This window comes from Microbacterium sp. AC035 (assembly GCF_979258485.1).
In genome coordinates, this window is sequence record NZ_OZ409858.1 from 2,393,215 (window position 1) to 2,414,796 (window position 21,582).

Here is a 21,582-nt window from a genome sequence, read left to right on the forward strand (position 1 = left end):
GTCAGCCCTTCGCTCCGGTCAGCGCCACGGATTCGATGATCTGCTTCTGGAACACCACGAACACGGTGAGCACCGGGATCAGCGCGATGAAGGACGCCGCCATGATCAGCGGGTAGTCGGTCTGGCTCGCGTAGGTGGCGTTGAAGCTCGCGATCACGAGCTGCAGGGTCTGACGCTCCGGGGTGTTCAGGTAGATGATCGGCGCGAGGTAGTCGTTCCACACCGCCATGAACCAGAGGATGAACTGCGCGGCGATCGCCGGCCGGATCGCCGGGAAGATGAGCGTCCCGAAGATCCGCAGATAGCCGGCGCCGTCGAGCTTCGCAGCCTCGATGATCGAGTCGGGCACCGAGTCGAGATACTGGCGCAGGAAGAAGATCATGACGATGTTGCCGAAGATCCCGGGCAGGATCAGGGGCCAGAGCGTATCGACGAGTCCGGCGTTCGCGAACATCGTGAACTGCGGGATCATGATCGTCGGGAACGGGATCATGATGGCGGCGAGCAGCGACAGGAACACGACGTTCTTGAACGGCAGGCGCATCTTCGCGAACGCGAACGCCGCGATCGCCGAGCTGACGGTGCCGACGATCGTGACGCTCACGGACACGATGAGGCTGTTCACGATGCCGCTGGCGAGCGGACCGGCGGACCACACCCGGATGTAGTTCTCCCACTGCACCGGATCGGGGATCCACTGCGGCGGCAGCGAGAAGACCGCCTCCTTGGTCTTGAGGGAGGTGCTGAAGGTCCACAGCAGCGGCGCGATCATGATGACGCCGCCGAGGGAGAGCACGGCGAAGAGGATCGCGTCGACGGCACGGCGTCGGGTCGTGCGCGATCGCCCGGTGGTGATGCCGTTGCCGGTGGGGCGGCCCACGCCTCCGCGGAGCTGACGACGACGACGGGCGGTGGGGACGGTGACCGCGACGGTGTCGTCGGCGGTGTCGGTCAGGAGCTGGTTCATGATGGGCCTCAGTCGATCGAGAACTGGAAGCGGCGGTTGATCCGGAACTGGATCGCGGTGATCACGAAGACCAGGAGTCCGAGCACCACCGACATCGCGGTGGCGTAGCCCATCTGCAGGTAGTTGAATGCCTTCTGCCAGATGTACCAGACGATGGATGCCGTCGAGAACTCGGGGCCGCCGGTCGGGGTCATGATGTTGATCTCGATGAAGATCTGGGCTCCGCCGATGATGCTGGTCACGACGAGGAAGAACGTCACCGGGCTCAGCATCGGGATCGTGATGTGCCGGAACTGCTGGAATGCGTTCGCCCCGTCGATGGCCGCGGCCTCGTACAGGTGCCTGGGCACCGACTGCAGCGCTGCGAGGTACAGCAGCATCGAGAAGCCGAGGCCCTTCCACACCGACATGATGATGATCGCGGGCTTCGCGGTGTCGGCGTTCTGCAACCAGTTGGGGCCGTCGATGCCGAAGATCGCGAGCACCTGGTTGATGAGCCCGAAGTCGCCGTTGTACGCCCACTGCCAGAGGATCGCGACGGCGGCGAGAGACGAGATCACCGGCACGTAGTAGACGGTGCGGAAGAACGTCGTGCCGCGCATCTTGCGGTTGAGCGCGAGCGCGAGCAGCAGTGACAGGACGAGTCCGATCGGGATGCCGATCATCATGAACACGGTGTTGCCCATCGCCTGCCAGAAGTACGGGTCGGCGAACATCTCGGCGTAGTTGTCGAGACCGTTGAAGACCGGGTCGCTCAGGCCGTTCCATTTGGTGAACGAGGCGTAGAACGAGAACAGCAGCGGATAGGCGATGAAGATCAGGAAGCCGAGCACGGGGATCGCGACGAACGCGGCCGCGACGAGATGTTCACGGCGGTGCAGTCGGGATCGACGGGATGTCGTCGTCGACATGGTCACCTCTTCTCAGAGAACGGGAGCGGATGTGGTCTGGGGCTCTGCGGGGCCGCGCACATGCGCGGCCCCGCAGGACGGTCAGCCGATGCCGGCGTCGGCGTTGGCCTTGTCGAGCAGCTCCTGCATGCGCGGCTGCACCTCGGCGAGGTAGTCGGCGGCGGTCTGCTTGCCGTCGAGCACCGGCTGAATGTTCTTGAAGAGCTCGTCGTACCACTCGGCGCTGTAGGTCGTGTTGGCGGGCAGGGCGCGGCCGTCCTGGTTGACGATGTCGAGGAACTCCTGCTTGTTGGCGGGCGGCAGCGTCGCGGATGCCACCCACGTGTCTGCCATGTCCTTGAGGTTGGGCACCTGCACGCCGGCGTCGACGAGCGACTGCTGCGCGGTCTCGTCGGTGGAGAGGTAGATCGCGAGCTTCGTGGCGAGATCCGCGTTCTTGGACGATTCGGCGACGGCGATGCCGAGGGTGCCGACCCATGTGGCGGTCTCGCCGGTCGAGCCGACCGGATACGGGATCAGGTCCCAGTCGAAGTCGAGCGTCTCGTAGGTGGGCACGTCCCACGGCCCGACGGGGAAGAAGCCGATGTCGCCCTGCATCCACCGCTGGTAGGTGTCGAGGGTCTGCGCGTCGGTGACCGACGGCGTCACCTGCGCGACGTTCTGCATGTCGGCGAAGAACTGCAGGGCCTCGGCGAACTCGGGGCTGTCGACGGTGACCTCGGTGCGGTCGTCGTTCAGCCAGTCACCGCCGTTCGACCAGACGAAGGACTGCAGGTTCCACTGCACGTTGAGGCCCGTGCCCCATTGGTCGAGGACGCCGTCGCCGTCGGTGTCGAGCGTCAGCTTCTTGGCGACGTCGATGAACTCGTCCCACGTGTAGGGGTCGTCGACCGAGGGCAGCGGGATGCCGGCCGCCTCGAACATGGTCTTGTTGTAGCCGAACGAGAATGGCCCCACGTCCTTGGGCATCGCGTAGATCGCGCCCTCGCCCATGAGCGTGCCGTCGAAGCGGTAGCTGTCGACGCCGTACTGCCAGACGTTGTCGAGGTCGACCGTGGCCTCGACCTCTTTCGTGATGTCCTTGATGATCCCGGACTTCACGTACGCCTGCACGCTACCGGGATCGACGTAGAACACGTCGGGGATCTGCTTGCCGGTGATCGCCGCCTTGAGCTTGGTGCTGTACTCGTCGGCCGTCGTCATGATGATCTTCACCGTGACGTCGTTGTCCTTCTCGAACTGCTCGATCGCTGCGGTGTACGCGGCCTTCTCGGCATCGCTGCCGCGGAACATGAAGGTGAGCGTGTCGCTGTCGCCCCCTGCGGCCGTGCCGCTCGAGCATCCGGTGATGGTTGCCGTGGCGAGGGCGATGACGCCGGCGACGGCCAGGATCCGTGACTTCATTGTGCTGTGATTCCTCTCGGGAAGTGACTTCGATGTCGTCGCTCAGCTGCTGCGCTGGAACGGTCCCACTCGTTTACAACGTTGTAGTAAACGTTGTAGAAGATATTGTGACTCGATTGACCGGAACTGTCAATCGCCAATTCCGGGGGCGTACGGCCGAGTCGGATCAGGCCGAGGGGGCGGATTCCCGCTCGAGGATGCGGTAGTCCGCGAGGAGTGTCCTGGCCGGGGCGTCGGCATCCCCCGCGATCCGCGCGAGCAGGGTCGACACCGCGGTCTTCGCGATCCAGGCACGCCCGGGGTCGACCGTCGTCAGCGAGGGGATCGAATAGGCGGCCTCATCCAGCCCGTCGAAGCCGACCACGGCGATGTCATCGGGCACACGGCGCCCCGACTCCTGGAGAACGCGCATGGCGCCGAGCGCGAGAGTGTCGTTCAACCCGAACACCGCGTCGAACTCGCCCCCGCGGGCGAGGAGCTCGCGCATCGAGTCCGCACCGTTCGCGCGGTGCCACAGGGTCGTGTAGCCGATGATCGTCTCGTCGTAGGCGATGCCCGCCGCCTCCAGCGCCTCGCGGTAGCCCTGCAGGCGCAGCGCCGCCGAGCCGAGGACCTCGCCCTCGTGCGCACCCACCACCGCGATGCGCCGACGCCCCTGCGAGATGAGGTGCTCGGTCGCGGCACGGGCCGCCTCGACATTGCGCATGGTGACGTGATCGGTCGGACCGTCGAAGATGCGCTCGCCGAGGAGCACCAGCGGGAACGAGACGTCGAGAGCCGCGGCATCCTCCTGCCCCATGCCGAGCGGGCTGAAGATCAGCCCGTCGGTCAGTTTGAGTCGGGGGCTGCGCAGCAGATCGAGCTCGCGGACGCGGTCGGCACCCGTCTGCTCGACGAGGACCACGACGCCGGCCGCCTCGGCCTCCTGGATCACGAGCGCGGCGAGCTCGGCGAAGTACGGCAGACCCAGGTCGGGCAGGGCGAGGGCGATGGCCCCCGTGCGCCCCGAGCGCAGATTGCGCGCCGTGAGGTTCGGCGTGTAGCCGAGCTCGGCGATCGCGGCCTCGACCTTCTCACGAGTGGCCGGGCGGATGTGCGGATAGTCGTTGATGACGTTCGACACCGTCTTGATCGACACCTCGGCCAGGCGTGCCACATCGTGCAACGTCACCGCCATGGCGCCTCCCGGATCCCTTCGGCTCACCGTTGCAGAAACGCTGATTCACCGCGAGATCACCCTACACAGAACGCGGGTCCCGCGGCATTCGCCACGGGACCCGCGTTGCTTCTCGATCTTCAGTCAGCGGCGCCTTCCGGCGTCACCGACGGGTGATCAGCGTGTTCAGCTCTCCATCGTCTGGCGACGACGGAAGACCAGCAGCAGTCCACCCGACAGCAGCGCGAGCGCGATGGCTGCGGCAGAGAGCGGGACGAGCATGTCGGCACCGGTCACGGCGAGTCCGCCGTCACCGGGTGCGGCTGCACCACCGTCACCGGGAGCAGCGCCGCCACCACCGGCGACCGGTGCGGCGAGAACCGCGAACGCCAGATCGGTCGGAGCCGACGAGACGCCGTCGACGACCTGCGTCGCCGACACCGTGTACGTGCCCGACTCGAGAGCCGCGCCGAACTGGACGCTCCATGCGCCGTCCTCGACCGTGGCCGTGAACGTGCCGCTCGCGGCGGCGAAGGCGCCCGCGAGGGCCGCCGTGTTCGCCGATGCCGGCTCAGCGCCGTTGAGCTTCACCGTGACGGTCGCGCCGTCGATGCCCGTGCCGGCGAGCCCTGAGGGGCCGTCGTTGTGGGCGAACTCCGCACCGTTCGCGACCGAGGTCACGGCCGGCGAGACGGGGCGGACGGCGAACGTGGACGTGGCCTCAGGCGAGACCTCGCCGTCGCGGGTCTGCGTCACGACGACGCTGTGCTCGCCGTACCCGAAGGTGAGTCCGTCGACGGTCCAGGAACCGTCTGCGGCGACCTCGGTCGTGCCGAGCACGTCGTCGGTCTCGGCGTCCGTCACCGTGATGCCGGTGGTCGGCAGGCCGGTGCCGCTGATCGCGGTGACGGCCTCGGTGACCGTCGAGCGGTCAGCCGGCGAGGTGATGACCGGTGCGACGAGCGGAGCAGGCACCACGGTCACGTCGATCGAGACGGTCTCGGAAGAGCTGAAGCCGGTGCGCGCACGGACCGAGATGGTCTGCTCACCGAGCTCGACAGGGCCGACGACCGAGAAGGCGCCGTCCACGACGTCGACCGTCTGGTCTGCGCCGAAGCCGCTGACCGTGACCTTGGCCGCTCCGGGAGCGGTTCCGGTGATGGCCGTTCCGGGCTGCACCTCTGCACCGTCGGTCGGGCTCGTGATGACCGGAGCGTCGAGGTCGAGCGCGACCTGGTAGCCGTTGGTCTTGGGCAGAGCGGTCACGAGCGATGCCGCCCAGGTGAACTGCTCTTCGGTCTCGGTCGCCTCGGATCCACCGCTGATGAGGCCGACGGCCGCGTTGCCCTGGATGACCGCGCCGCCGGAGTCGCCGGGAGCCGCGGGAGTGTTGCTCGAGAAGCCCTGAACCCAGTGGCCGTCGATGCTCGCCCATCCGTCGAGGATGTCGTCGCCGTCGACCACACCGGTGGTGAAGCCGGTGGTGCGACCGCTCTTGTTGACCTCGCCGAGCGCCGGGGCGGCGACGGACTTGATCTCGATGACGCTGTCGGCGAGCGAGCTCAGCGAGTCACCGGCCGTGGTCCAGTCGGTGACCGCGGGAACAGGGTTCCAGCCGGCGGCCTCGTCGATGTCGATGACCGAGATGTCGGTCGCGGTGGTGTCGCCGTTCGAGCCGAGGCCACCGTCGCCGCCGCCGAACTGGGCGAAGCCGAACGTGCCGAGCAGCTCGATCGACGCGGGGAGTGAGGGGGATCCGCCGACTGCCGGCTCGTCGCCGGGAACGGTGAGAGTCGTGTCGGTGAGCGGTGCGCCGCTCTCGTCGAAGGCGCAGTGTCCGGCGCTCAGGAGCGCAGGGTCACCGGTGGGCGTGAATGCGGCGAAGCCCACGGAGCACGACCAGGCGTTGCTTCCGGGCTCTCCGGCGACGAAGCTCTCGAGGTCGGGGCTGACCGACAGGTAGCCCTGTCCGCCGACGACGTCACCCTCGTCGAAAGCCGAGAGCACGCGGTCGACCGTGACGACGGCCGGGTCGGTGAGACGGGCCTTGGCCGCGACATCGTCGATCGCTTCGCCGCTGGTCGGGCTGTCGGAGGTGACGACGACAACGCCTCCACCGTTTGCGTTCGTGCCGAAGGCGACGACCTCGACGCCCTGCTCGGCCGCCTTCTTGGTCGCCTCGACGACCTCTGCGTCCGGAGCGTCCTGAACGGGGGCTTCGGTCGTGGTCGGAGCCGGAGTCGGCTCGGCGTCATCCTGCGCGAACGCCGCAGGCGCTCCCAGGAAGAGGCCCGAGAGGGCGAGGGTGGTGGCGGCCGTCAACGCCAATGGGCGTCGGCCTGTCACTCTGTGCTTCATGTGATGTATGTCCTTGCTGGTCACGGATCGTCAGTCAGTTTCATCTCCGGCAGTGTGCGATGCACACAGAACCGTTCGCCTCCCGGTGGAGGCGTGAACTGCGACGCTGGCCCCCCGACAAGCAGGATCCTGTCCGTCGGGACGAACAGGGATCTCTAGAAGAGTACCCAGTAAATCCACAGAATGGGGAAATTGTTTACCGGAATTTCACCCCTTGACCTGGACGTCCGGTGTGGGGTACACGCGCCCGCGCTGCGTCATCGGGATGCGGGATCGGTCAGCTCCGGCCGGATCACGCGCGCCATTGCGTTCGCAGGCGGCACCGTTAGCATGGCCAGCATGAGCACCCACCGCAGAGCACGAAACCTCGTCGGCCTCGCGATGCTGGGAGCCTTCGCCCTGATGGGCGCGGCCTGCGCGACCGGCGCCCCGAGTGGCGCACCGACCTCGAGCGGCGACCCCACGGGCGAGGACAACGCCATCGTCGAGAAGCTCGTCGGCCTGTGGGGCGACGACGCCTCGGGCCAGCCGCACCTGGAGTTCACCGCCGACGGAGAGGTGCACGGCAGCGATGGCTGCAACGGCATCACGACGACCTATTCGGTGAACGGCGACCGCGTCGACCTCGCCCGATTCGCCTCGACGCTGAAGGCGTGCCCCGGCGTCGACGACTGGATGCGGGGCGTTCGTGCCGTGGAGATCGACGGCGACGTCCTCGTGATCAAGGACGCATCGGGCGCTGAGCTGGGGAACCTCACTCGCGCGAGCTGATCATCTCCGCCGCGGCGAGTGCGGCGTTCGATCGAACCCGACCCGGGTGCACTGACCCGGGCCGGTGCCCCGCTCAGTTCTCGATGTGACGCTCGTCGACGCCGTTATAGAGCGACAGCGGGCGGATCAGGGCGTTGGCGCCGGCCTGCTCGATCACGTGTGCCGTCCACCCCGTCACCCGTGCCGCCACGAACAGGGGCGTGAAGGTGAGGGTGTCGAAGCCGATCAGGTTGTAGGCAGGGCCGGACGGATAGTCGAGGTTCGGGTAGATGCCCTTGCGGGCGATGAACTCCGACTCGAGGGCGTCGTACAGCTCGGCCACCTCGGCGCGGTCGTAGTGCTCGACGAGCGTGTCGAGCGCGGCCTTCATGGTGGGCACACGCGAGTCGCCGCTCTTGTAGACGCGGTGGCCGAAGCCCATGATCTTGCGCTTCTCGGCCAGAGCCGCATCGAGCCAGGGCACCACGTTGGATGCCTCGCCGATCTCGTCGAAGATGTGCAGCACGGCCTCGTTGGCGCCGCCGTGCAGCGGTCCCTTGAGCGCACCGATCGCACCGACCACGGCCGAGTAGAGATCGCTGAGCGTCGACGTGATCACCCTGGCCGTGAACGTCGAGGCGTTGAACGAGTGCTCCGCGTACAGGATCATCGAACGGTTGAACGCGTCGACGACCACCGGGTCGGGCTCTTCGCCGAACGTCATCCAGAGGAAGTTCGCCGAGTAGTCGAGGTCTTCGCGGGGCGCGATCGGCTCCTGCCCCCGACGGCGGCGCTGTCCGTAGGCGACGATCGCCGGCAGGGCCGCGAACAGGCGGATGCTGCGCTCGAGGTTCTGCTCGGGGCTGCCACCGGCATCCAGCACCGACCCGCCCGCGTTCGTGTCGGAGGCGCCGAGCAGGCTGACGGCCGTGCGCACCTCGTCCATCGGGTGAGCCTCGACGGGCACCAGGTCGATCGCCGTCTTGACGTTCTCGGCGAGCGCTCGATGCTCGCGCTCGGTCGCACGGAATGCGGCCAGCTGCGCGGCATCCGGCAGCTCCCCGTGCCAGAGCAGGTAGGCGACCGCCTCGAACGACTGGGTCGCCGCCAGCTCCTGCACGGGGTACCCGCGGTAGAGCAGGCTGTTCGTCTCGGGGTTGACCTTCGAGATCGCGGTCGTGTCGACGACGACCCCGGCGAGGCCCTTCTTGATGTCCGGCTCGGTCATGCTCACTCCTTCGTGACGGTGAAGCCTGCGACGCCCGAGTCGAACTGCGTGTAGGACTCGTAGTCGATCAGGTCGTAGAGATCTGCACGGTGCTGCATCTCACCGAGCTTCGAGGTGAGGTGCCCCTCCTCGCCCAGCGTATCGAGCGCACGACCGGCCGCGCCCATCGCGATGCGCAGCAGCGACACCGGCCAGATGACCATGTTGACGCCGGCATCCCGCAGCTGGTCCACCGAGAAGAGGTCGCTCTTGCCGAACTCCGTCATGTTGGCGAGGATCGGCACGTCGAGTGCGTTCGCCACCGCCTCGAATTCGGCGAGCGAGCGCATCGCCTCAGGGAACACCGCATCGGCGCCCGCATCCACCAGCGCCTTGGCGCGGTCGATCGCCGAGTCCAGCCCCTCGACCGCGCGGATGTCGGTGCGGGCCATGATGAGGAAGTTCGGGTCACGGCGTGCATCTGCGGCCGCACGGATGCGACGGATCGCTGTGCTCTCGTCGACGACGCTCTTGCCGTCGAGATGCCCGCAGCGCTTCGGGTTGATCTGGTCTTCGATGTGGGTGCCGGCGAGGCCCGCGTCTTCGAGCTCCTGGATCGTGCGGGCGACGTTCATCGGCTCACCGAAGCCGGTGTCGGCGTCGACGATCGCGGGGATGTCGGTCATCCGCGCGATCTGCTTGGCACGGCCGGCGACCTCGGTCAGGGTGGTGAGACCGATGTCGGGCACCCCGAGGTCGGCAGAGAGCACCGCGCCCGAGATGTAGACCCCGTCGAAGCCCTTCTGCTCGATGAGTCGGGCGCTCAGCGGATTGAAGGCGCCGGGGAACCGCAGCAGCTCACCGCTCGCGAGCCGCTCACGGAACAGGCGGCGCTTCTCGGCCGGGGTGACGTGGGAGTAGAGCATCAGAACAGGCCCTTCGGGGCGTCGGCGCCCTCGAGCAGGCCGGGCTTCGCGATGATCGACAGCTCGCCGACCTCGGCGGCCGTCAGCTCGGGCAGACGCTGCACGAGCGCGAGGAAGCGCTCGATCTCGGCCGGCTCGAGCACGGGCTCGGCCAGCAGGCGGAACTTCGCGATGTAGTTGTCTCGGGCGAACGGACGGGCGCCGAGAGGGTGCGCGTCGGCGACGGCGATCTCGTCGACGACGGTGGCGCCGTCGGTGAGGCGGAACTCGACGCGACCGCCGAACGCCTTCACGTCGGGGTCTTCGGAGTGGTAGCGGCGCGTCCACTCGGCATCCTCGGCCGTGGTGATCTTGTGCCACAGCGCGACCGTGTCCTCGCGACCGGCCCGCTCGGGGGTGTACGAGTCGACGTGGTGCCAGCCGCCGTCCTGCAGCGCGACGGCGAAGATGTACGGGATCGAGTGGTCGAGCGTCTCGCGCGATGCCGTGGGGTCGTACTTCTGCGGGTCGTTCGCTCCCGAGCCGATCACGTAGTGGGTGTGGTGGCTGGTGTGCAGCACGATGGCCTCGATGTTCGCGGGGTCGCGCAGCGCCGGGTTCTCGGTGCCGAGCTTGCGGGCGAGGTCGATCCACGCCTGCGCCTGGTACTCGGCCGAGTGCTCCTTCGTGTACGAGTCGAGGATCGCGCGCTTCGCCTCGCCCGCGGCGGGCAGCGGCACCTCGTAGGCGGCGTCCTTGCCGTCGAGCATCCAGGCGATCACGCCGTCTTCGCCCTCGTAGATCGGGGCGGGGCTGGTCTGGCCGCGCATCGCCCGGTCGACGGCCTCGACCGCGAGCTTGCCTGCGAAGGCCGGGGCGTGCGCCTTCCAGGTCGAGATCTCGCCCTTGCGGCTCTGGCGAGTGGCGGTGGTGGTGTGCAGTCCCTGGCCGACGGCCTGGTAGATCGTCTCGACGTCGAGGCCGAGCAGGGTGCCGATGCCGGCGGCGGCCGACGGGCCGAGGTGCGCGACGTGATCGATCTTGTGCTTGTGCAGGCAGATCGCGCGCACGAGGTCCATCTGGATCTCGTAGCCGGTGGCGATGCCGCGCAGCAGCGCGCGACCGTCGGCCTGCACGTGCTGGGCGACCGCGAGGATCGGCGGGATGTTGTCACCCGGGTGGGAGTACTCGGCCGCGAGGAACGTGTCGTGATAGTCGAGCTCGCGCACGGCCACGCCGTTGGCCCAGGCCGCCCACTCCGGGCTCGTGCGGTGGTCGAGCGCCGCGCCGAAGACCGTGGCGCCGATGCCGCCGGTCGAGACGGGGTGGCTGAACGCCTGGGCGCGGGCCGCGTTGATGGGGCCGCGGGTGAGCGATGCCGCCGCGACCGACGCGTTGTCGATGATGCGGTTGATGATCATGTCGGTGACGTCCTGCTCGACCTCGACCGGGTCTGCGGCGACCTCGGCGATCTTCCAGGCGAGCTGGTCTTCACGGGCGAGGTTCTCATCGCTGCGGTGGACGCGGACGTGGTGGGTGACGGTCATTTCACACCTTCTGGGTTGGCTGTCAGGGAGTCGAGGATGCCGGCGAGCGCGTTGTGCAGATGCACGTGCGTGGCATGAGCGGCGAGGTCGCCGTCTCGGGCGCCGAGGGCTGCGGCGATCGTGCGGTGCTCGGCGGCGGAGGCCGCGAGACGGTCGGGCTTGTCGCGGGCCATCCGGCGCACCCGCACGAGGTGGGCGCGCACGGTGCGCAGCGCCGAAGCGATGTAGTCGTTGTCGACCGCGGCGTCGAGCGCCGCGTCGAAGCGGGCGATGAGGGCGTAGTACGCGTCGCGCCCCTCGCCCGCGGCGAGGTCGACGTGCGCGAACTCGTCGGCGAGCGCGGCGAAGAGATCGGCGTCTCCTCGCTGGGCGGCGAGACGGGCGGAGGTCTCCTCGAGCGCGCGGCGGATCTCGAACAGCGCGCGGATGTCGTCGGCATCCAGGTCTGCGACCACCGTGACCCGCGGGGACTGCTGCACGACCAGGCCGTCGGCCGCCAGGCGTCGGAGCGCCTCGCGCATCGGAGTGCGACTGATGCCGAGGCGGGCGGCCTGCTCGACCTCGCCCAGCACGAAGCCGGCGGGGAGGGCGCCCGACTGGATCTCCTCCAGCAGTGCCGCGTGGGCTCGATCACTCGCGCTGATGCGATCGGCGACGGAACTCATTCCCTTAGTGTATACACAAATACACGAGGTTGGTCATTCGGGCGAGCTCTGAGTGCCTCACGTATACATTGAGCTACCGCTGCGGCAGCTCCGCGGCATCCGGCACCGGCTCGACGAACTCGGCCGGCCGCGGCTCGCCGAGCTTCACGACGACCACGCCGACCAGCACGAGCGCTCCGCCGAGGGCCTGCAGAAGGTCGGGCAGCTGACCGAGCAGCAGCCAGCCGAAGAGCAGTGCGGCGACCACTTCGGAGAGAGCGACGAACGACGCGAGGCGGGAGCCGAGCATCCGGGTCGAGGCGATGCCGAGCACGTACGCGAGGGCCGTTGCGATGAGCCCGATCGCGAGCACCGGCACGAACCACGGCACGGTGCCGAAGCGGTAGGTGATGTCGTCGGTCGTCCAGGCGATGGGCAGGATGCCGACGAGGCCGGCGATCGTCAGAGCGACGGCCCCGAGAAGCAGTCCTCCTCCGGCGAGCGCGATCGGCGGCAATCCGGTGTCGGCTTTGGCCGAGAGCAGGAAGTACGTCGCGGCACCCACCATCGCGGCGAGCGCCCAGAGGATGCCGGCGACGTTGACCTCGGCCCCGGTGAGGATGTCGAGCATCAGCACGAGACCGACGAAGGCGATGGCGGCGCCGATCACGCTGCGGCGGCTCGGGCGCTCGCCGCGACGGAGCCACAACCACAGGATGACGGCGATCGGCGCGGTGTACTCGATGAGCAGCGCGAGGCCGACGTCCATCACGGCGACGGCCTGGAAGTAGCAGAGCTGCGTGGCGGTCACGGCGAGCAGACCGTAGGCGGCGACCATCCCGGCGTTCTTGCGGAGCACTCCCCACCGCCCGCGCAGCGACAGGATCGTGGGCACGAGCAGCACGAGGGCGGCGACCCAGACCCGCGCGGTCACCGCAGCGCCGGGAGTCCAGCCCGCGTCGATCAGCCCCCGAGCCCAGGCGCCGGACATGCCGAACGCGAAGGCCGCGCCGATCGCCAGCGGCAGACCGAAGCGCACGCCCGGCGCCGTGATGTCATTTGCAACCTTGCTCATGACAGGTGACGCTACTCGTGCACGATGTAAGGTGTCAACATGAACTTCGCCGATGACACGGAAGAGACCCTCCGTGCTGCCGTCTGGCTCGTGAACTCTGCGGAGGACCCCGACACCCTCGAGACGCTCGCCGACTACGACGCGTTCCTCGCGAACTTCGCCTATTCGGGTCGACTCGACCGCGACGAGGCCGAACTCGGCGCGCTGCGAGCCCTGCGTCCGCGGCTGCGCACCATGCTGCTCGCACCCCGAGACGACATGGCCGAGCACGTCAACGCCGCACTCGCCGAAGCGCATCTGGCTCCGAGGCTGGTGCGCCACGACGACGTCGACTGGCACCTGCACGCCGTCGCGGACGAGCGCCCCCTGCCCGAGCGCGTGCTGATCGAGACGGCCATGGCACTGATCGACGTCATCCGCGCCGACGAGGGGTCGCGCATCTCGATCTGCGCCGACGACACCTGCCAGGCGCTCGCCCTCGATCTGTCTCGCAACCGCTCGAAGCGCTTCTGCTCGACGACCTGCACGAACCGCAACGCCGTGGCCGCATATCGCGCGCGGCGCGCGAGCGCCTGAGCCGCGGCATCGTGGCCCGACCGGGCCTGAGCCGATGCGCCCTCGGCGTCGTCCGCAGCCCCGCCTGAGATCAGGCGAACCGCGCCGGATCAGGAGGATCTCCGCGGGATGCTCCTGATCTCGGCACACTCTCATGATCTCGGCCGGGTAGCCTCGGTGACCGATGAGCATCTCCCCCTCCCCCTACGACATCTGGTTCGCCGACGCCGAGTTCGACGCGAGCTACGGCCACACACTGAGCACGCTCCGCGCGATCGCTCCGGTCGCCGCACCCGACGGATTCGCCGAACGGTGGCAGGGCTGGCGGCAGCAGGCGAAGACGGTGGATGCCGCACCCACCGTGCTGTCCGCCGAGACCGCCCACGGCCGACGAGTGTCGGTCATCGAGCACGCGGGAGCCGACGGCACTCGCCTGCGGGCCTGGCTGGTCGAACCCCTCGCCGCCCCGGCGCGCGTCGGTGTCGTGCACAGCCACGGCTACGGCGGGCGGGATGCGATCGACCTCGCTCGCATACCCGACGATGCGGCCGCGATCTTCCCCGTCGCCCGAGGGCTGCCCACGCTGAACACGGGCGTCGGCGCCCCCGCACCCCAGGCCGAGCATGTGCTGGCCGGGATCGAGAGCCCCGACTCGTACGTGCTCGGCCTCTGTGCCCGGGACCTCTGGCTCGCCGCGGATGCTCTCACCGCCCTCGTCGGCCCCCTGCCCCTCTATTACGTCGGCGAGAGCTTCGGCGGTGGCATCGGCGCCCTCGCCCTGCCGTGGGACGACCGCTACGTCGGGGCGACCCTCATCGTGCCGAGCTTCGGACAGTACGACGAGCGCCTCGCCGTGCACTGCGTCGGCAGCGGCGAGACCGTGCGCGACCACGTCGCTGCCCATCCGGAGGCCCGCGAAGTGCTGCGCCTGTTCGACGCCTCGACGGCCCTCGGCTTCGCTCGCATCCCGGTGCGCGTCGAGGCGGCGATGTGGGACCCGTACGTGCCGCCGCCCGGACAGTTCGGCGTCGCGAACGCGGCTCGGATGCTCGAACTCGCCGTCCTCCCCGCGGGCCACGCCGAATATCCGGGGGTCGAGGAGGTGGCAGCCGAGGCGGTCCGCGACGGCAGGTCCCACCTGGCACGCGCGCTACGCGCGGCATCCTGAGATCAGGAGAAGGCGACGAGATCAGGACGATTCTCGCCCTTCTCTCCTGATTCGGGTCGATCCTCCTGATCTCGCGTCCCGGCAACAGCCCCGCACCCCGCGCCCACGCCCGCGCGCTCACAACCGCGCATCGGAGCACTGGACGCCACTTGTCATAACAGGTACACTCAGCTTGTCATTACAGGTTGCGCAGCGCCGCAGCATCCGCCCGAGGAGCACCGATGCCCCAGTTCCACACGCCCCCGATCTCGCCGATGGCGATCGCGTTCGACGCCGAGAACCTCACTCTCTCGCCCGAAGGGCCCACCCTGACACGGCGCATGTCCGACCTCGAGGGCCTGTTCCTCGACGCGGAGGCCTGGGCCTCGGCGTCCGCCGGGGAGAACCCCGTGGTCTACACCGTCACCAGCTCGCCCGTGCCCGAGATCGACCGCGAACTGCCGCAGTCGATCACGACGATCATGCCCGGCGACACGTCCGGTGAGCTCTGGATGACCAAGGGGCACCAGCATCCGAATCACCAGGGCGAGATCTACCTCGCGCTGAAGGGACGCGGCGGCCTGCTGATGTTCGACGGCGAGCGCACCGAATGGCTCGACATGCTGCCGGGCACCATCGGCTACATCCCGCCAGGGTGGGCGCACCGCTCAGTGAACACGGGGGACGAACCGTATGCGTTCCTCGCCGTGTATCCGGGCGGCGCCGGCCACGACTACGGCTGGGTGCTCGAGCACGGGATGGGCTCACGCGCCTACCGCTCGGCCGAGGGCGTCGACCTGCGCCCCTATTCCGCGACCCCCTCCGCGGAATAGGGGTCGGCCATGCTGATCGCGCACGACCTGGGGACGACCGGCGACAAGGCGTCCTTGCACCATGACGACGGCCGTCTCGTCACGTCGGTCACGGTCCCCTACCCGGCCCACTTCGCCGCCGGCGGCATCGCCGAGCAGGACCCGGCGGACTGGTGGAATGCCGTCGTCTCGGCGACCCGGCAGCTGCTGTCGCGGGCGGGCATCGCCCCCGAGACCGTCGGCGGCCTCGTCGTGAGCGGCCAGATGATGGGCACGGTGCTGCTCGACGCCCACGGCGATCCGGTGCGGCCCGCGATCATCTGGGCCGATACCCGCTCGGGCGCGCAGACCCGCGCGCTGGAAGAGCGCCTCGGCGTCGAAGCCGCCTACCGCGTGCTCGGCCACCGCCTGAACCCCACCTACTCGCTCGAGAAGATCATGTGGGTGCGCGACAACGAGCCTGATGTCTGGGCTCGCGTGCGACACTTCTGCGTCGCCAAGGACTACATCGTCTACCGGCTCACCGGGCGCCTCGCCACCGAGCGCTCCGACGCCTCGGGCACGAACGCCTACGACCAGGTGCGCGGCACCTGGTCGGCCGAGGTGCTCGCGGCAGCGGGACTCGACGCCGCGCTCTTCCCCGAGATCCTCGAATCGACGGCCGTCGCCGGAACCGTCACGACCGAGTCTGCGGACGCGCTCGGGCTGTCGGCATCCGTCCGAGTGGTCATGGGCGGCGGAGACGGCCCGCTCGCCGCCGTGGGCTCGGGCATCGTCGCCCCCGCAGACGGCGCCTACGTGTGCCTGGGCACGTCGTCGTGGATCTCGTTCGCGAGCCTCGCTCCGCTGCACGATCCGCAGATGCGCACCATGACGTTCGACAACGTCGTGCCCGGCTCGTTCGTGCCGACCGCGACCATGCAGGCCGGCGGCGCATCGGTGCAGTGGATCGCCGAAGCGCTCTCCCCCGACCCCGCGCACCCCGACACCGCGCGGCTGACCGCTGAGGCCGGGGGCGACCTCGACACGGAAGACCTCTACTTCCTCCCCTACCTGCTCGGCGAGCGCTCTCCCCTGTGGGACCCGCACGCGCGCGGAGCCTTCGTCGGCCTGGGTCGTCACCACACCCGCGCGCACCTGACCCGCGCCGTGCTCGAGGGCGTGGCCTACAACCTGCTCACCTGCATCCACGCGTTCCGCGAATGCGGAGCCTCCATCGACCGCATCGACGCGGTGGGCGGCGGAGCGCAGAGCAACGCGTGGCTCAGCGTCCTCGCCGATGTCTGGGGAGTTCCGATCCGCCGCCGCACGATCGTCGAAGAGGCCAACAGCCTCGGCGCCGCGGTCACCGGCGCGGTCGGCCTCGGCCTCGCCGACTTCTCGGCGGCGAGGGCGCTCAGCGAGGTGACGGCGGAGTTCACTCCGGATGCCGGTCGGCACGCCGTCCACGCGCAGCGGCACGCCCGCTTCGTCGACGCCTACACCGCGCTCGAGCCGTGGTTCGCCCAGGCACCCGCCACGCGGGAAGCCTGATGGGAGTCATCCTCGCCACCAGCCGCTCGTTCTCCGACGGCGATCTCGACCTCGTCGGGCGGGCGAAGGCGGCCGGCCACCAGATCGTCCGTGGCCCCGCGCACCACGGGCTCACCGAGCTCGCGCCGCTGCTCGCCGCGGCCGAGGGCTGGATCGCCGGCACGGGTCCCGTGACCGACGAGCATCTCGCCGCCGCACCGAACCTTCGGGTCGTAGCCCGCTACGGCGTCGGCACCGAGGCGGTCGATCTCTCTGCGGCGATGCGGCGTGGCATCCCGGTGACGAACACCCCCGGCGCGAATGCGGATGCCGTCGCCGACCACACCGTCGGACTCATGCTCGCGGCCCTCCGGTTCATCCCCGACGGCGACCGCCGTGTGCGCATCGGCGACTGGAGCGTGCGCCGCGGCCGCGAACTCGGAGCCGCCACGGTCGGCATCGTGGGCTTCGGCCGGATCGGCCAGGGCGTTGCCCGACGCCTCAGCGGCTTCGGCGCCCGAGTGCTCGCCACCGATCCGTTACTCCCCGCCGACGTCATCGCCGCGCGAGGGGCCGAGCCGGTCGACCTCGATGAGCTGTTCCGCACCGCCGACCTGATCACCCTGCATGCCCCCGGCGGCCAGACGCTGGTCGATGCCGCCAGACTCGACAGCATCCGTCCGGGAATGATCCTGGTGAACACCGCCCGCCCCGACCTCGTCGACGAGCACGCGCTGGCGCAGGCCCTGCACGACGGACGCCTCGGCGGATACGCCGCCGACACCCTGAACGGCGACACGGCAGCGAGCGCGAGCCCGCTGCTCGCCGACGACCTCGCCGACCGCGTGACCGTCACCCCGCACCTCGGTGCGCAGACCACGCAGGCCGTCGACAACATGGGGTCGATGTCTCTCGACGACGTGCTCGCCGTGCTGGCGGGCACAGCACCCGCCCACCCTGTCTCTCCCCGACCCTGAAGGACCAGGCCATGACCCTCACCGAGACCCCCGCGACCACCACCGGCGGCTACATGGGCTTCGTCGGCGTGAGCACCGGCTCGTCGTCGATCATGAAGGTGTTCCCGAAGTGGGCCGAGGTGCTGGGGCTCCCCACCGAGAACCTCATCGGGCACGACCTGCCGATGGATGCGACGCCCGCGCAGTATGTCGCGATGGTCGAGCAGATCCGCGACGACCCGCACCACCGGGGCGCTCTCGTCACGACGCACAAGATGAACGTCTTCGCCGCGGCATCCGGCCTGTTCGACGAGCTCGACCCGTTCGCCGTCTCATGCTCGGAGATCTCGAGCATCTCGAAGCGGGGCGATCGTCTGATCGGCCGCGCGAAAGACCCGCTCACCGTCGACCTCGCGCTGAACGACTTCCTCCCGGCCGACCACTTCGGGCGTACGGGGGCCGAAGTCGTGATCCTCGGCGCCGGCGGCTCTGGCACGGCGCTCAGCTGGGCGCTGGCGGAGAGAGCGGATGCTCCGGCGAAGATCACCGTCACCGCCCGCGACGACGACAAGCTCGATCACCTGCGCGAGGTGCACCGCCAGCACGGTACTCCCGACGGTCTGATCACGTACGTGCGCACCGACACGGTGCAGGATGCCGCGGCCATCGTCGCCTCGGCTCCCGCGGGGTCGCTGATCGTGAACGCCACGGGACTCGGCAAGGACCGCCCCGGCTCCCCGTTGCCCGACGACGTCGCGTTCCCCGATGGCGCGTGGGTGTGGGAGTTCAACTATCGAGGGTCGCTCGAGTTCCTCCACCAGGCCCGGGCGCAGGAGGCCGCGCGCGGGCTGCACGTGATCGACGGCTGGCGCTACTTCATCCACGGCTGGTCGCAGGTCGTCGCCGACGTGTTCGAGATCGACCTCACCCCCGAGATCGTCGAGCGGCTCGCCGAGGCTGCCGAATCGGTGCGCTGATGCCCGTCGTGCGCACGGTGCTCGGCGACATCGACCCGGCACAGCTCGGGGCGACGGACTATCACGAGCACCTCTTCCAGATCTCGCCGCTGCTGGTGGGCGACGAGCTCGACGACGAAGACCTCTCCGGGCAGGAGGCCGCCCTGCTGAAGGCCAGCGGCTTCGCGGCGATGGTGGATGCGACGCCGTTCGGGCTCGGGCGCGACCCGGAGGGCGTCGCACGGATCAGTGCCGGCACCGGGATGCGCGTCGTCGCGACGACCGGCCGCCACCGCGAGGCGCACTACGGCGACGACCACCCGATGCACGTGTGGAGCGCCGAGCGTCTGACCGAGCTGTTCGTCGCCGAGGTGACGCGCGGGATGCTCGTCGACGACGCGCTGGTGTTCGAGACGCCCGACGTCCCGCGTGCCGCAGCTCCGGATGGGTCACCAGTGCGCGCCGGGATGCTCAAGACGGGCGTCGGCTACTGGAGCATCAGCCCCTTCGAGCGCACGACCCTGCTCGCGGTCGCGGCGGCGCATCGGGAGACGGGAGCACCGGTGATGGTGCACCTGGAGTTCTGCACCGCCGCGCACGAGGTGCTCGACGTGCTCGAGGCCGAGGGCGTCGCATCCGATCGCGTCGTCCTCGCGCACGCCGACCGCGATCCGGACTCGGGTCTGCACGCCTCCCTCGCCGAACGCGGCGCGTACCTCGGATACGACGGATTCGCACGCCCCCGCACCCGGTCGGATGCCGAGCTGCTCGCGCTTACCGAGCGGGTCGTCGAGCTCGGCGCGGTCGATCGGGTGCTACTCGGCGGCGACGTCGCCCGCCGCACCCGGTACATCTCTTACGGAGGCATGCCCGGACTCGCCTACCTCGGCGAGCGCTACCTGCCGCGATTGCGCTCCGCCGTCGGCGACGACGCCGTAGAGCGGATGCTGGTCGCGAACCCCGCGCGGCTGCTCGCCCTGTCGCCCTGATCCCGCATCGCCTGCCCCGCATCCCGCATCCCGCATCCCGTATCCACCCCGAGGAGCCCTCATGGCCGAGCCGACCATCCTGCACGCCGTGTTCACCGCACGCCCCGAGAAGGGCGACGAGGTCGCCGCACTGCTCCGCGATTTCGCCGAGGTCGTGCGAGCCGAAGAGGGCAACGTCGTGTTCGATGCGACGCGCCTCGTCGATGACCCCGACCGGTTCTTCGTCTACGAGGTCTATCGCGACGAGGCGGCCTTCCAGGCGCACATCGCAGCCCCGGCCGGGGTCCCGTTCAACGAGGCGCTGCAGCAGCTGATCGTCGAACCGTCGTCGATCCTCACCTTCCTTCGCCGGATCTGACGGCGCCGCGCGCTCCCCTCCCCGGCATCCGCCCCTCACACCTGCATGCTCAGAACACACCTGTATGCCGATTGCGCGCGTCTGGGCCTGCATCCGTGATCTGAGCATGCACCTGTGCGCCGATGCCTCACCCGCACCCCTCCCGCATCCACCCCTCACACCTGCAGCCCCTCACACCTGCACGCCCAGAACACACCTGCATGCCGATTCCCCGCGTCTGGGCCTGCATCCGCGATCTGAGCATGCAGCCGTGCACGGATGCCGCCAGCCCCCGGCCACCCGGCACACAGAAAACCACCCGGCACGCAGAAGCCCGGGCACACAGCAAGCCCCCCGCCCGAAGGCGAGGGGCTTCTGCGATCTCAGCGCGTCACTCGTAGAGGACGGCTGCGATCTTCTCATCCTCGAGGTTCGTGCTGTCGTACCAGTACGAACCCGTGTCGTAGAACTCGTCGACCGAGTCGCCGTTGGCTGCGTCGTATGCCGCCTGGACGACCTGCGCGCCGATGCCGATCGGGTCCTGCGTGATGGCGCCGGCCATCGTGCCGTCCTTGATCGCGTTGATCTGGGCCGCTCCCGAGTCGAAGCCGACGATCGTGATCTTGCCCTTCTCGAGACCGAGCTCGTTCACGGCGTTCACGACGCCGATGGCCGAACCCTCGTTGGTGCCGTAGATGCCCTTGAGGTCGGGGTGCGCGGCGATCAGCGTCTTGGCGATGTCGGCCGACTTCAGGTGGTCGCCGTCGCCGTACTGGATGTCGACGATGTCGATGTCGGGGAAGTCGGCTTCCATCTTCTCGACGAAGCCGTCACGACGCTCGACACCGGTCGAGTTGATCTGCGAGTGGCCGACGATCGCGACCTCGCCCTCGCCGCCGATCAGCTCTGCCATGTGCTCTGCGGCCAGCGCGCCGGCGACCTTGCTGTCGGTCGCGGCCAGGCTGAGCCCGACGTCGCCGTTGCAGGGAGCGTCGAAGTAGACGACAGGGATGTCCTTCGACTTCGCCTGCTCGAGCGGGGCGACACAGGCCTCGGGGTCCAGCGCTGCGTATGCGATGGCATCCGGGTTCTTGTCGATGGCGCTGGTGAGCATCTCGAGCTGCTGGGCGATCTCGGTCTCGGCGGCGGGGCCTTCGAACGTGATCTTCACGCCGAGCTCGTCTGCCTTCTCCTGAGCGCCCTGCTTGACGGCCTGCCAGAACTGGTGCTGGAAGCCCTTCGAGACGAGCGCGATGTACATCTCACCGTCGCCGCTCGATCCGTCGGTGCCGCCGCCTTCTTCGATGACGTCACCGCCGCCTGCGCACCCCGCGAAGACGAGGGCGGATGCGGCCACGAGTGCCGCGAATGCGGTCTTCTTGCCGAATTTCATG

The 21,582-nt window shown here is 69.1% G+C and carries 20 protein-coding genes; 9 read left to right on the forward strand and 11 right to left on the reverse strand.

What is annotated here, in order from left to right; all coding sequences use genetic code 11:
• Position 1 precedes the first annotated feature (1 nt).
• From ACZ0AA_RS11545 to ACZ0AA_RS11565, 5 genes are all read right to left on the reverse strand, one after another.
• Positions 2–967 (reverse strand): carbohydrate ABC transporter permease, encoded by a 966-nt coding sequence (locus ACZ0AA_RS11545; protein WP_400864368.1) that lies wholly within the window; start codon positions 965–967, stop codon positions 2–4.
• Positions 968–975: 8 nt separating this feature from the next.
• Positions 976–1,878 carry a carbohydrate ABC transporter permease gene (locus ACZ0AA_RS11550; protein WP_400864366.1) on the reverse strand — a complete coding sequence of 301 codons (903 nt, stop codon included), beginning with the start codon at positions 1,876–1,878 and terminating at the stop codon, positions 976–978.
• Positions 1,879–1,959: 81 nt separating this feature from the next.
• Complete coding sequence (locus ACZ0AA_RS11555; protein ID WP_463512964.1) at positions 1,960–3,282, reverse strand: ABC transporter substrate-binding protein; 1,323 nt, start codon at positions 3,280–3,282, stop codon at positions 1,960–1,962.
• A gap of 166 nt (positions 3,283–3,448) precedes the next feature.
• Entirely contained in the window at positions 3,449–4,459 is a 1,011-nt protein-coding gene (locus tag ACZ0AA_RS11560) for a LacI family DNA-binding transcriptional regulator (RefSeq protein ID WP_463512965.1), read from the reverse strand.
• Positions 4,460–4,624: 165 nt separating this feature from the next.
• A complete protein-coding gene (locus ACZ0AA_RS11565; protein WP_400864360.1) occupies positions 4,625–6,796 on the reverse strand; it encodes a S1 family peptidase in 2,172 nt (723 codons plus the stop codon).
• A gap of 339 nt (positions 6,797–7,135) precedes the next feature.
• Between ACZ0AA_RS11565 and ACZ0AA_RS11570 the strand changes: the two genes are divergently transcribed.
• The gene (locus tag ACZ0AA_RS11570) at positions 7,136–7,567 is read left to right on the forward strand and encodes an META domain-containing protein (RefSeq protein ID WP_400864357.1); all 432 of its coding nucleotides are present in this window, start codon (positions 7,136–7,138) and stop codon (positions 7,565–7,567) included.
• 73 nt (positions 7,568–7,640) lie between these two features.
• Here the strand turns inward: ACZ0AA_RS11570 and ACZ0AA_RS11575 are convergent, their stop codons facing one another.
• The 5 genes from ACZ0AA_RS11575 to ACZ0AA_RS11595 form a co-directional block, all read right to left on the reverse strand.
• Positions 7,641–8,774, reverse strand: coding sequence for a bifunctional 2-methylcitrate synthase/citrate synthase (locus tag ACZ0AA_RS11575; RefSeq protein ID WP_463512966.1), 1,134 nt, complete (start codon positions 8,772–8,774; stop codon positions 7,641–7,643).
• A 2-nt stretch (positions 8,775–8,776) separates the two neighbouring features.
• Entirely contained in the window at positions 8,777–9,679 is a 903-nt protein-coding gene (gene prpB / locus ACZ0AA_RS11580) for a methylisocitrate lyase (protein WP_463512967.1), read from the reverse strand.
• On the reverse strand, positions 9,679–11,205 hold the full coding sequence (locus ACZ0AA_RS11585; protein WP_463512968.1) for an MmgE/PrpD family protein: 1,527 nt from the start codon (positions 11,203–11,205) through the stop codon (positions 9,679–9,681). Before ACZ0AA_RS11585 ends, prpB begins: the two co-directional genes overlap by 1 nt.
• Positions 11,202–11,870, reverse strand: a complete 669-nt coding sequence (locus tag ACZ0AA_RS11590; RefSeq protein ID WP_463512969.1) for a GntR family transcriptional regulator — start codon at positions 11,868–11,870, stop codon at positions 11,202–11,204. The genes ACZ0AA_RS11585 and ACZ0AA_RS11590 overlap by 4 nt, the downstream gene beginning before the upstream one ends.
• A gap of 73 nt (positions 11,871–11,943) precedes the next feature.
• Positions 11,944–12,924, reverse strand: a complete 981-nt coding sequence (locus ACZ0AA_RS11595; RefSeq protein ID WP_463512970.1) for an EamA family transporter — start codon at positions 12,922–12,924, stop codon at positions 11,944–11,946.
• 39 nt (positions 12,925–12,963) lie between these two features.
• On the opposite strand from ACZ0AA_RS11595, the gene ACZ0AA_RS11600 reads away from it, so the two are divergent.
• The 8 genes from ACZ0AA_RS11600 (at position 12,964) to ACZ0AA_RS11635 (ending at position 20,209) form a co-directional block, all read left to right on the forward strand.
• A complete protein-coding gene (locus tag ACZ0AA_RS11600) occupies positions 12,964–13,500 on the forward strand; it encodes a CGNR zinc finger domain-containing protein (RefSeq protein WP_463512971.1) in 537 nt (178 codons plus the stop codon).
• Between the two features lie 163 nt (positions 13,501–13,663).
• Positions 13,664–14,647, forward strand: a complete 984-nt coding sequence (locus tag ACZ0AA_RS11605; protein WP_463512972.1) for an acetylxylan esterase — start codon at positions 13,664–13,666, stop codon at positions 14,645–14,647.
• Between the two features lie 221 nt (positions 14,648–14,868).
• Positions 14,869–15,459, forward strand: coding sequence for a glucose-6-phosphate isomerase family protein (locus ACZ0AA_RS11610; RefSeq protein WP_400864337.1), 591 nt, complete (start codon positions 14,869–14,871; stop codon positions 15,457–15,459).
• Between the two features lie 9 nt (positions 15,460–15,468).
• Positions 15,469–16,971 (forward strand): xylulokinase, encoded by a 1,503-nt coding sequence (xylB, locus tag ACZ0AA_RS11615; protein ID WP_463512973.1) that lies wholly within the window; start codon positions 15,469–15,471, stop codon positions 16,969–16,971.
• A complete protein-coding gene (locus ACZ0AA_RS11620; protein WP_463512974.1) occupies positions 16,971–17,927 on the forward strand; it encodes a phosphoglycerate dehydrogenase in 957 nt (318 codons plus the stop codon). Before xylB ends, ACZ0AA_RS11620 begins: the two co-directional genes overlap by 1 nt.
• 11 nt (positions 17,928–17,938) lie before the next feature.
• On the forward strand, positions 17,939–18,883 hold the full coding sequence (locus ACZ0AA_RS11625) for a shikimate dehydrogenase family protein (protein ID WP_463512975.1): 945 nt from the start codon (positions 17,939–17,941) through the stop codon (positions 18,881–18,883).
• Positions 18,883–19,851 (forward strand): phosphotriesterase family protein, encoded by a 969-nt coding sequence (locus tag ACZ0AA_RS11630; RefSeq protein ID WP_463512976.1) that lies wholly within the window; start codon positions 18,883–18,885, stop codon positions 19,849–19,851. Before ACZ0AA_RS11625 ends, ACZ0AA_RS11630 begins: the two co-directional genes overlap by 1 nt.
• A 61-nt stretch (positions 19,852–19,912) precedes the next feature.
• On the forward strand, positions 19,913–20,209 hold the full coding sequence (locus ACZ0AA_RS11635; protein ID WP_120494319.1) for a putative quinol monooxygenase: 297 nt from the start codon (positions 19,913–19,915) through the stop codon (positions 20,207–20,209).
• A gap of 370 nt (positions 20,210–20,579) precedes the next feature.
• Here the strand turns inward: ACZ0AA_RS11635 and ACZ0AA_RS11640 are convergent, their stop codons facing one another.
• Positions 20,580–21,581: a substrate-binding domain-containing protein gene (locus ACZ0AA_RS11640; RefSeq protein ID WP_463512977.1), complete on the reverse strand. Its 1,002-nt coding sequence runs from the start codon at positions 21,579–21,581 to the stop codon at positions 20,580–20,582.
• Between the last annotated feature and the right edge of the window lies 1 nt (position 21,582).

Bases quoted from the DNA above. Each gene is read 5' to 3' on its own strand.
- ACZ0AA_RS11560 (WP_463512965.1), bottom strand. From the start codon at position 4,459: ATGGCGGTGACGTTGCACGATGTGGCACGCCTGGCCGAGGTGTCGATC.
- ACZ0AA_RS11595 (WP_463512970.1), bottom strand. From the start codon at position 12,924: ATGAGCAAGGTTGCAAATGACATCACGGCGCCGGGCGTGCGCTTCGGT.
- ACZ0AA_RS11555 (WP_463512964.1), bottom strand. From the start codon at position 3,282: ATGAAGTCACGGATCCTGGCCGTCGCCGGCGTCATCGCCCTCGCCACG.
- prpB (WP_463512967.1), bottom strand. From the start codon at position 9,679: ATGCTCTACTCCCACGTCACCCCGGCCGAGAAGCGCCGCCTGTTCCGT.
- ACZ0AA_RS11605 (WP_463512972.1), top strand. From the start codon at position 13,664: ATGAGCATCTCCCCCTCCCCCTACGACATCTGGTTCGCCGACGCCGAG.
- ACZ0AA_RS11635 (WP_120494319.1), top strand. From the start codon at position 19,913: ATGGCCGAGCCGACCATCCTGCACGCCGTGTTCACCGCACGCCCCGAG.
- xylB (WP_463512973.1), top strand. From the start codon at position 15,469: ATGCTGATCGCGCACGACCTGGGGACGACCGGCGACAAGGCGTCCTTG.
- ACZ0AA_RS11625 (WP_463512975.1), top strand. From the start codon at position 17,939: ATGACCCTCACCGAGACCCCCGCGACCACCACCGGCGGCTACATGGGC.
- ACZ0AA_RS11600 (WP_463512971.1), top strand. From the start codon at position 12,964: ATGAACTTCGCCGATGACACGGAAGAGACCCTCCGTGCTGCCGTCTGG.
- ACZ0AA_RS11550 (WP_400864366.1), bottom strand. From the start codon at position 1,878: ATGTCGACGACGACATCCCGTCGATCCCGACTGCACCGCCGTGAACAT.
- ACZ0AA_RS11570 (WP_400864357.1), top strand. From the start codon at position 7,136: ATGAGCACCCACCGCAGAGCACGAAACCTCGTCGGCCTCGCGATGCTG.
- ACZ0AA_RS11640 (WP_463512977.1), bottom strand. From the start codon at position 21,581: ATGAAATTCGGCAAGAAGACCGCATTCGCGGCACTCGTGGCCGCATCC.
- ACZ0AA_RS11585 (WP_463512968.1), bottom strand. From the start codon at position 11,205: ATGACCGTCACCCACCACGTCCGCGTCCACCGCAGCGATGAGAACCTC.
- ACZ0AA_RS11575 (WP_463512966.1), bottom strand. From the start codon at position 8,774: ATGACCGAGCCGGACATCAAGAAGGGCCTCGCCGGGGTCGTCGTCGAC.
- ACZ0AA_RS11630 (WP_463512976.1), top strand. From the start codon at position 18,883: ATGCCCGTCGTGCGCACGGTGCTCGGCGACATCGACCCGGCACAGCTC.
- ACZ0AA_RS11610 (WP_400864337.1), top strand. From the start codon at position 14,869: ATGCCCCAGTTCCACACGCCCCCGATCTCGCCGATGGCGATCGCGTTC.
- ACZ0AA_RS11620 (WP_463512974.1), top strand. From the start codon at position 16,971: ATGGGAGTCATCCTCGCCACCAGCCGCTCGTTCTCCGACGGCGATCTC.
- ACZ0AA_RS11590 (WP_463512969.1), bottom strand. From the start codon at position 11,870: ATGAGTTCCGTCGCCGATCGCATCAGCGCGAGTGATCGAGCCCACGCG.
- ACZ0AA_RS11565 (WP_400864360.1), bottom strand. From the start codon at position 6,796: ATGAAGCACAGAGTGACAGGCCGACGCCCATTGGCGTTGACGGCCGCC.
- ACZ0AA_RS11545 (WP_400864368.1), bottom strand. From the start codon at position 967: ATGAACCAGCTCCTGACCGACACCGCCGACGACACCGTCGCGGTCACC.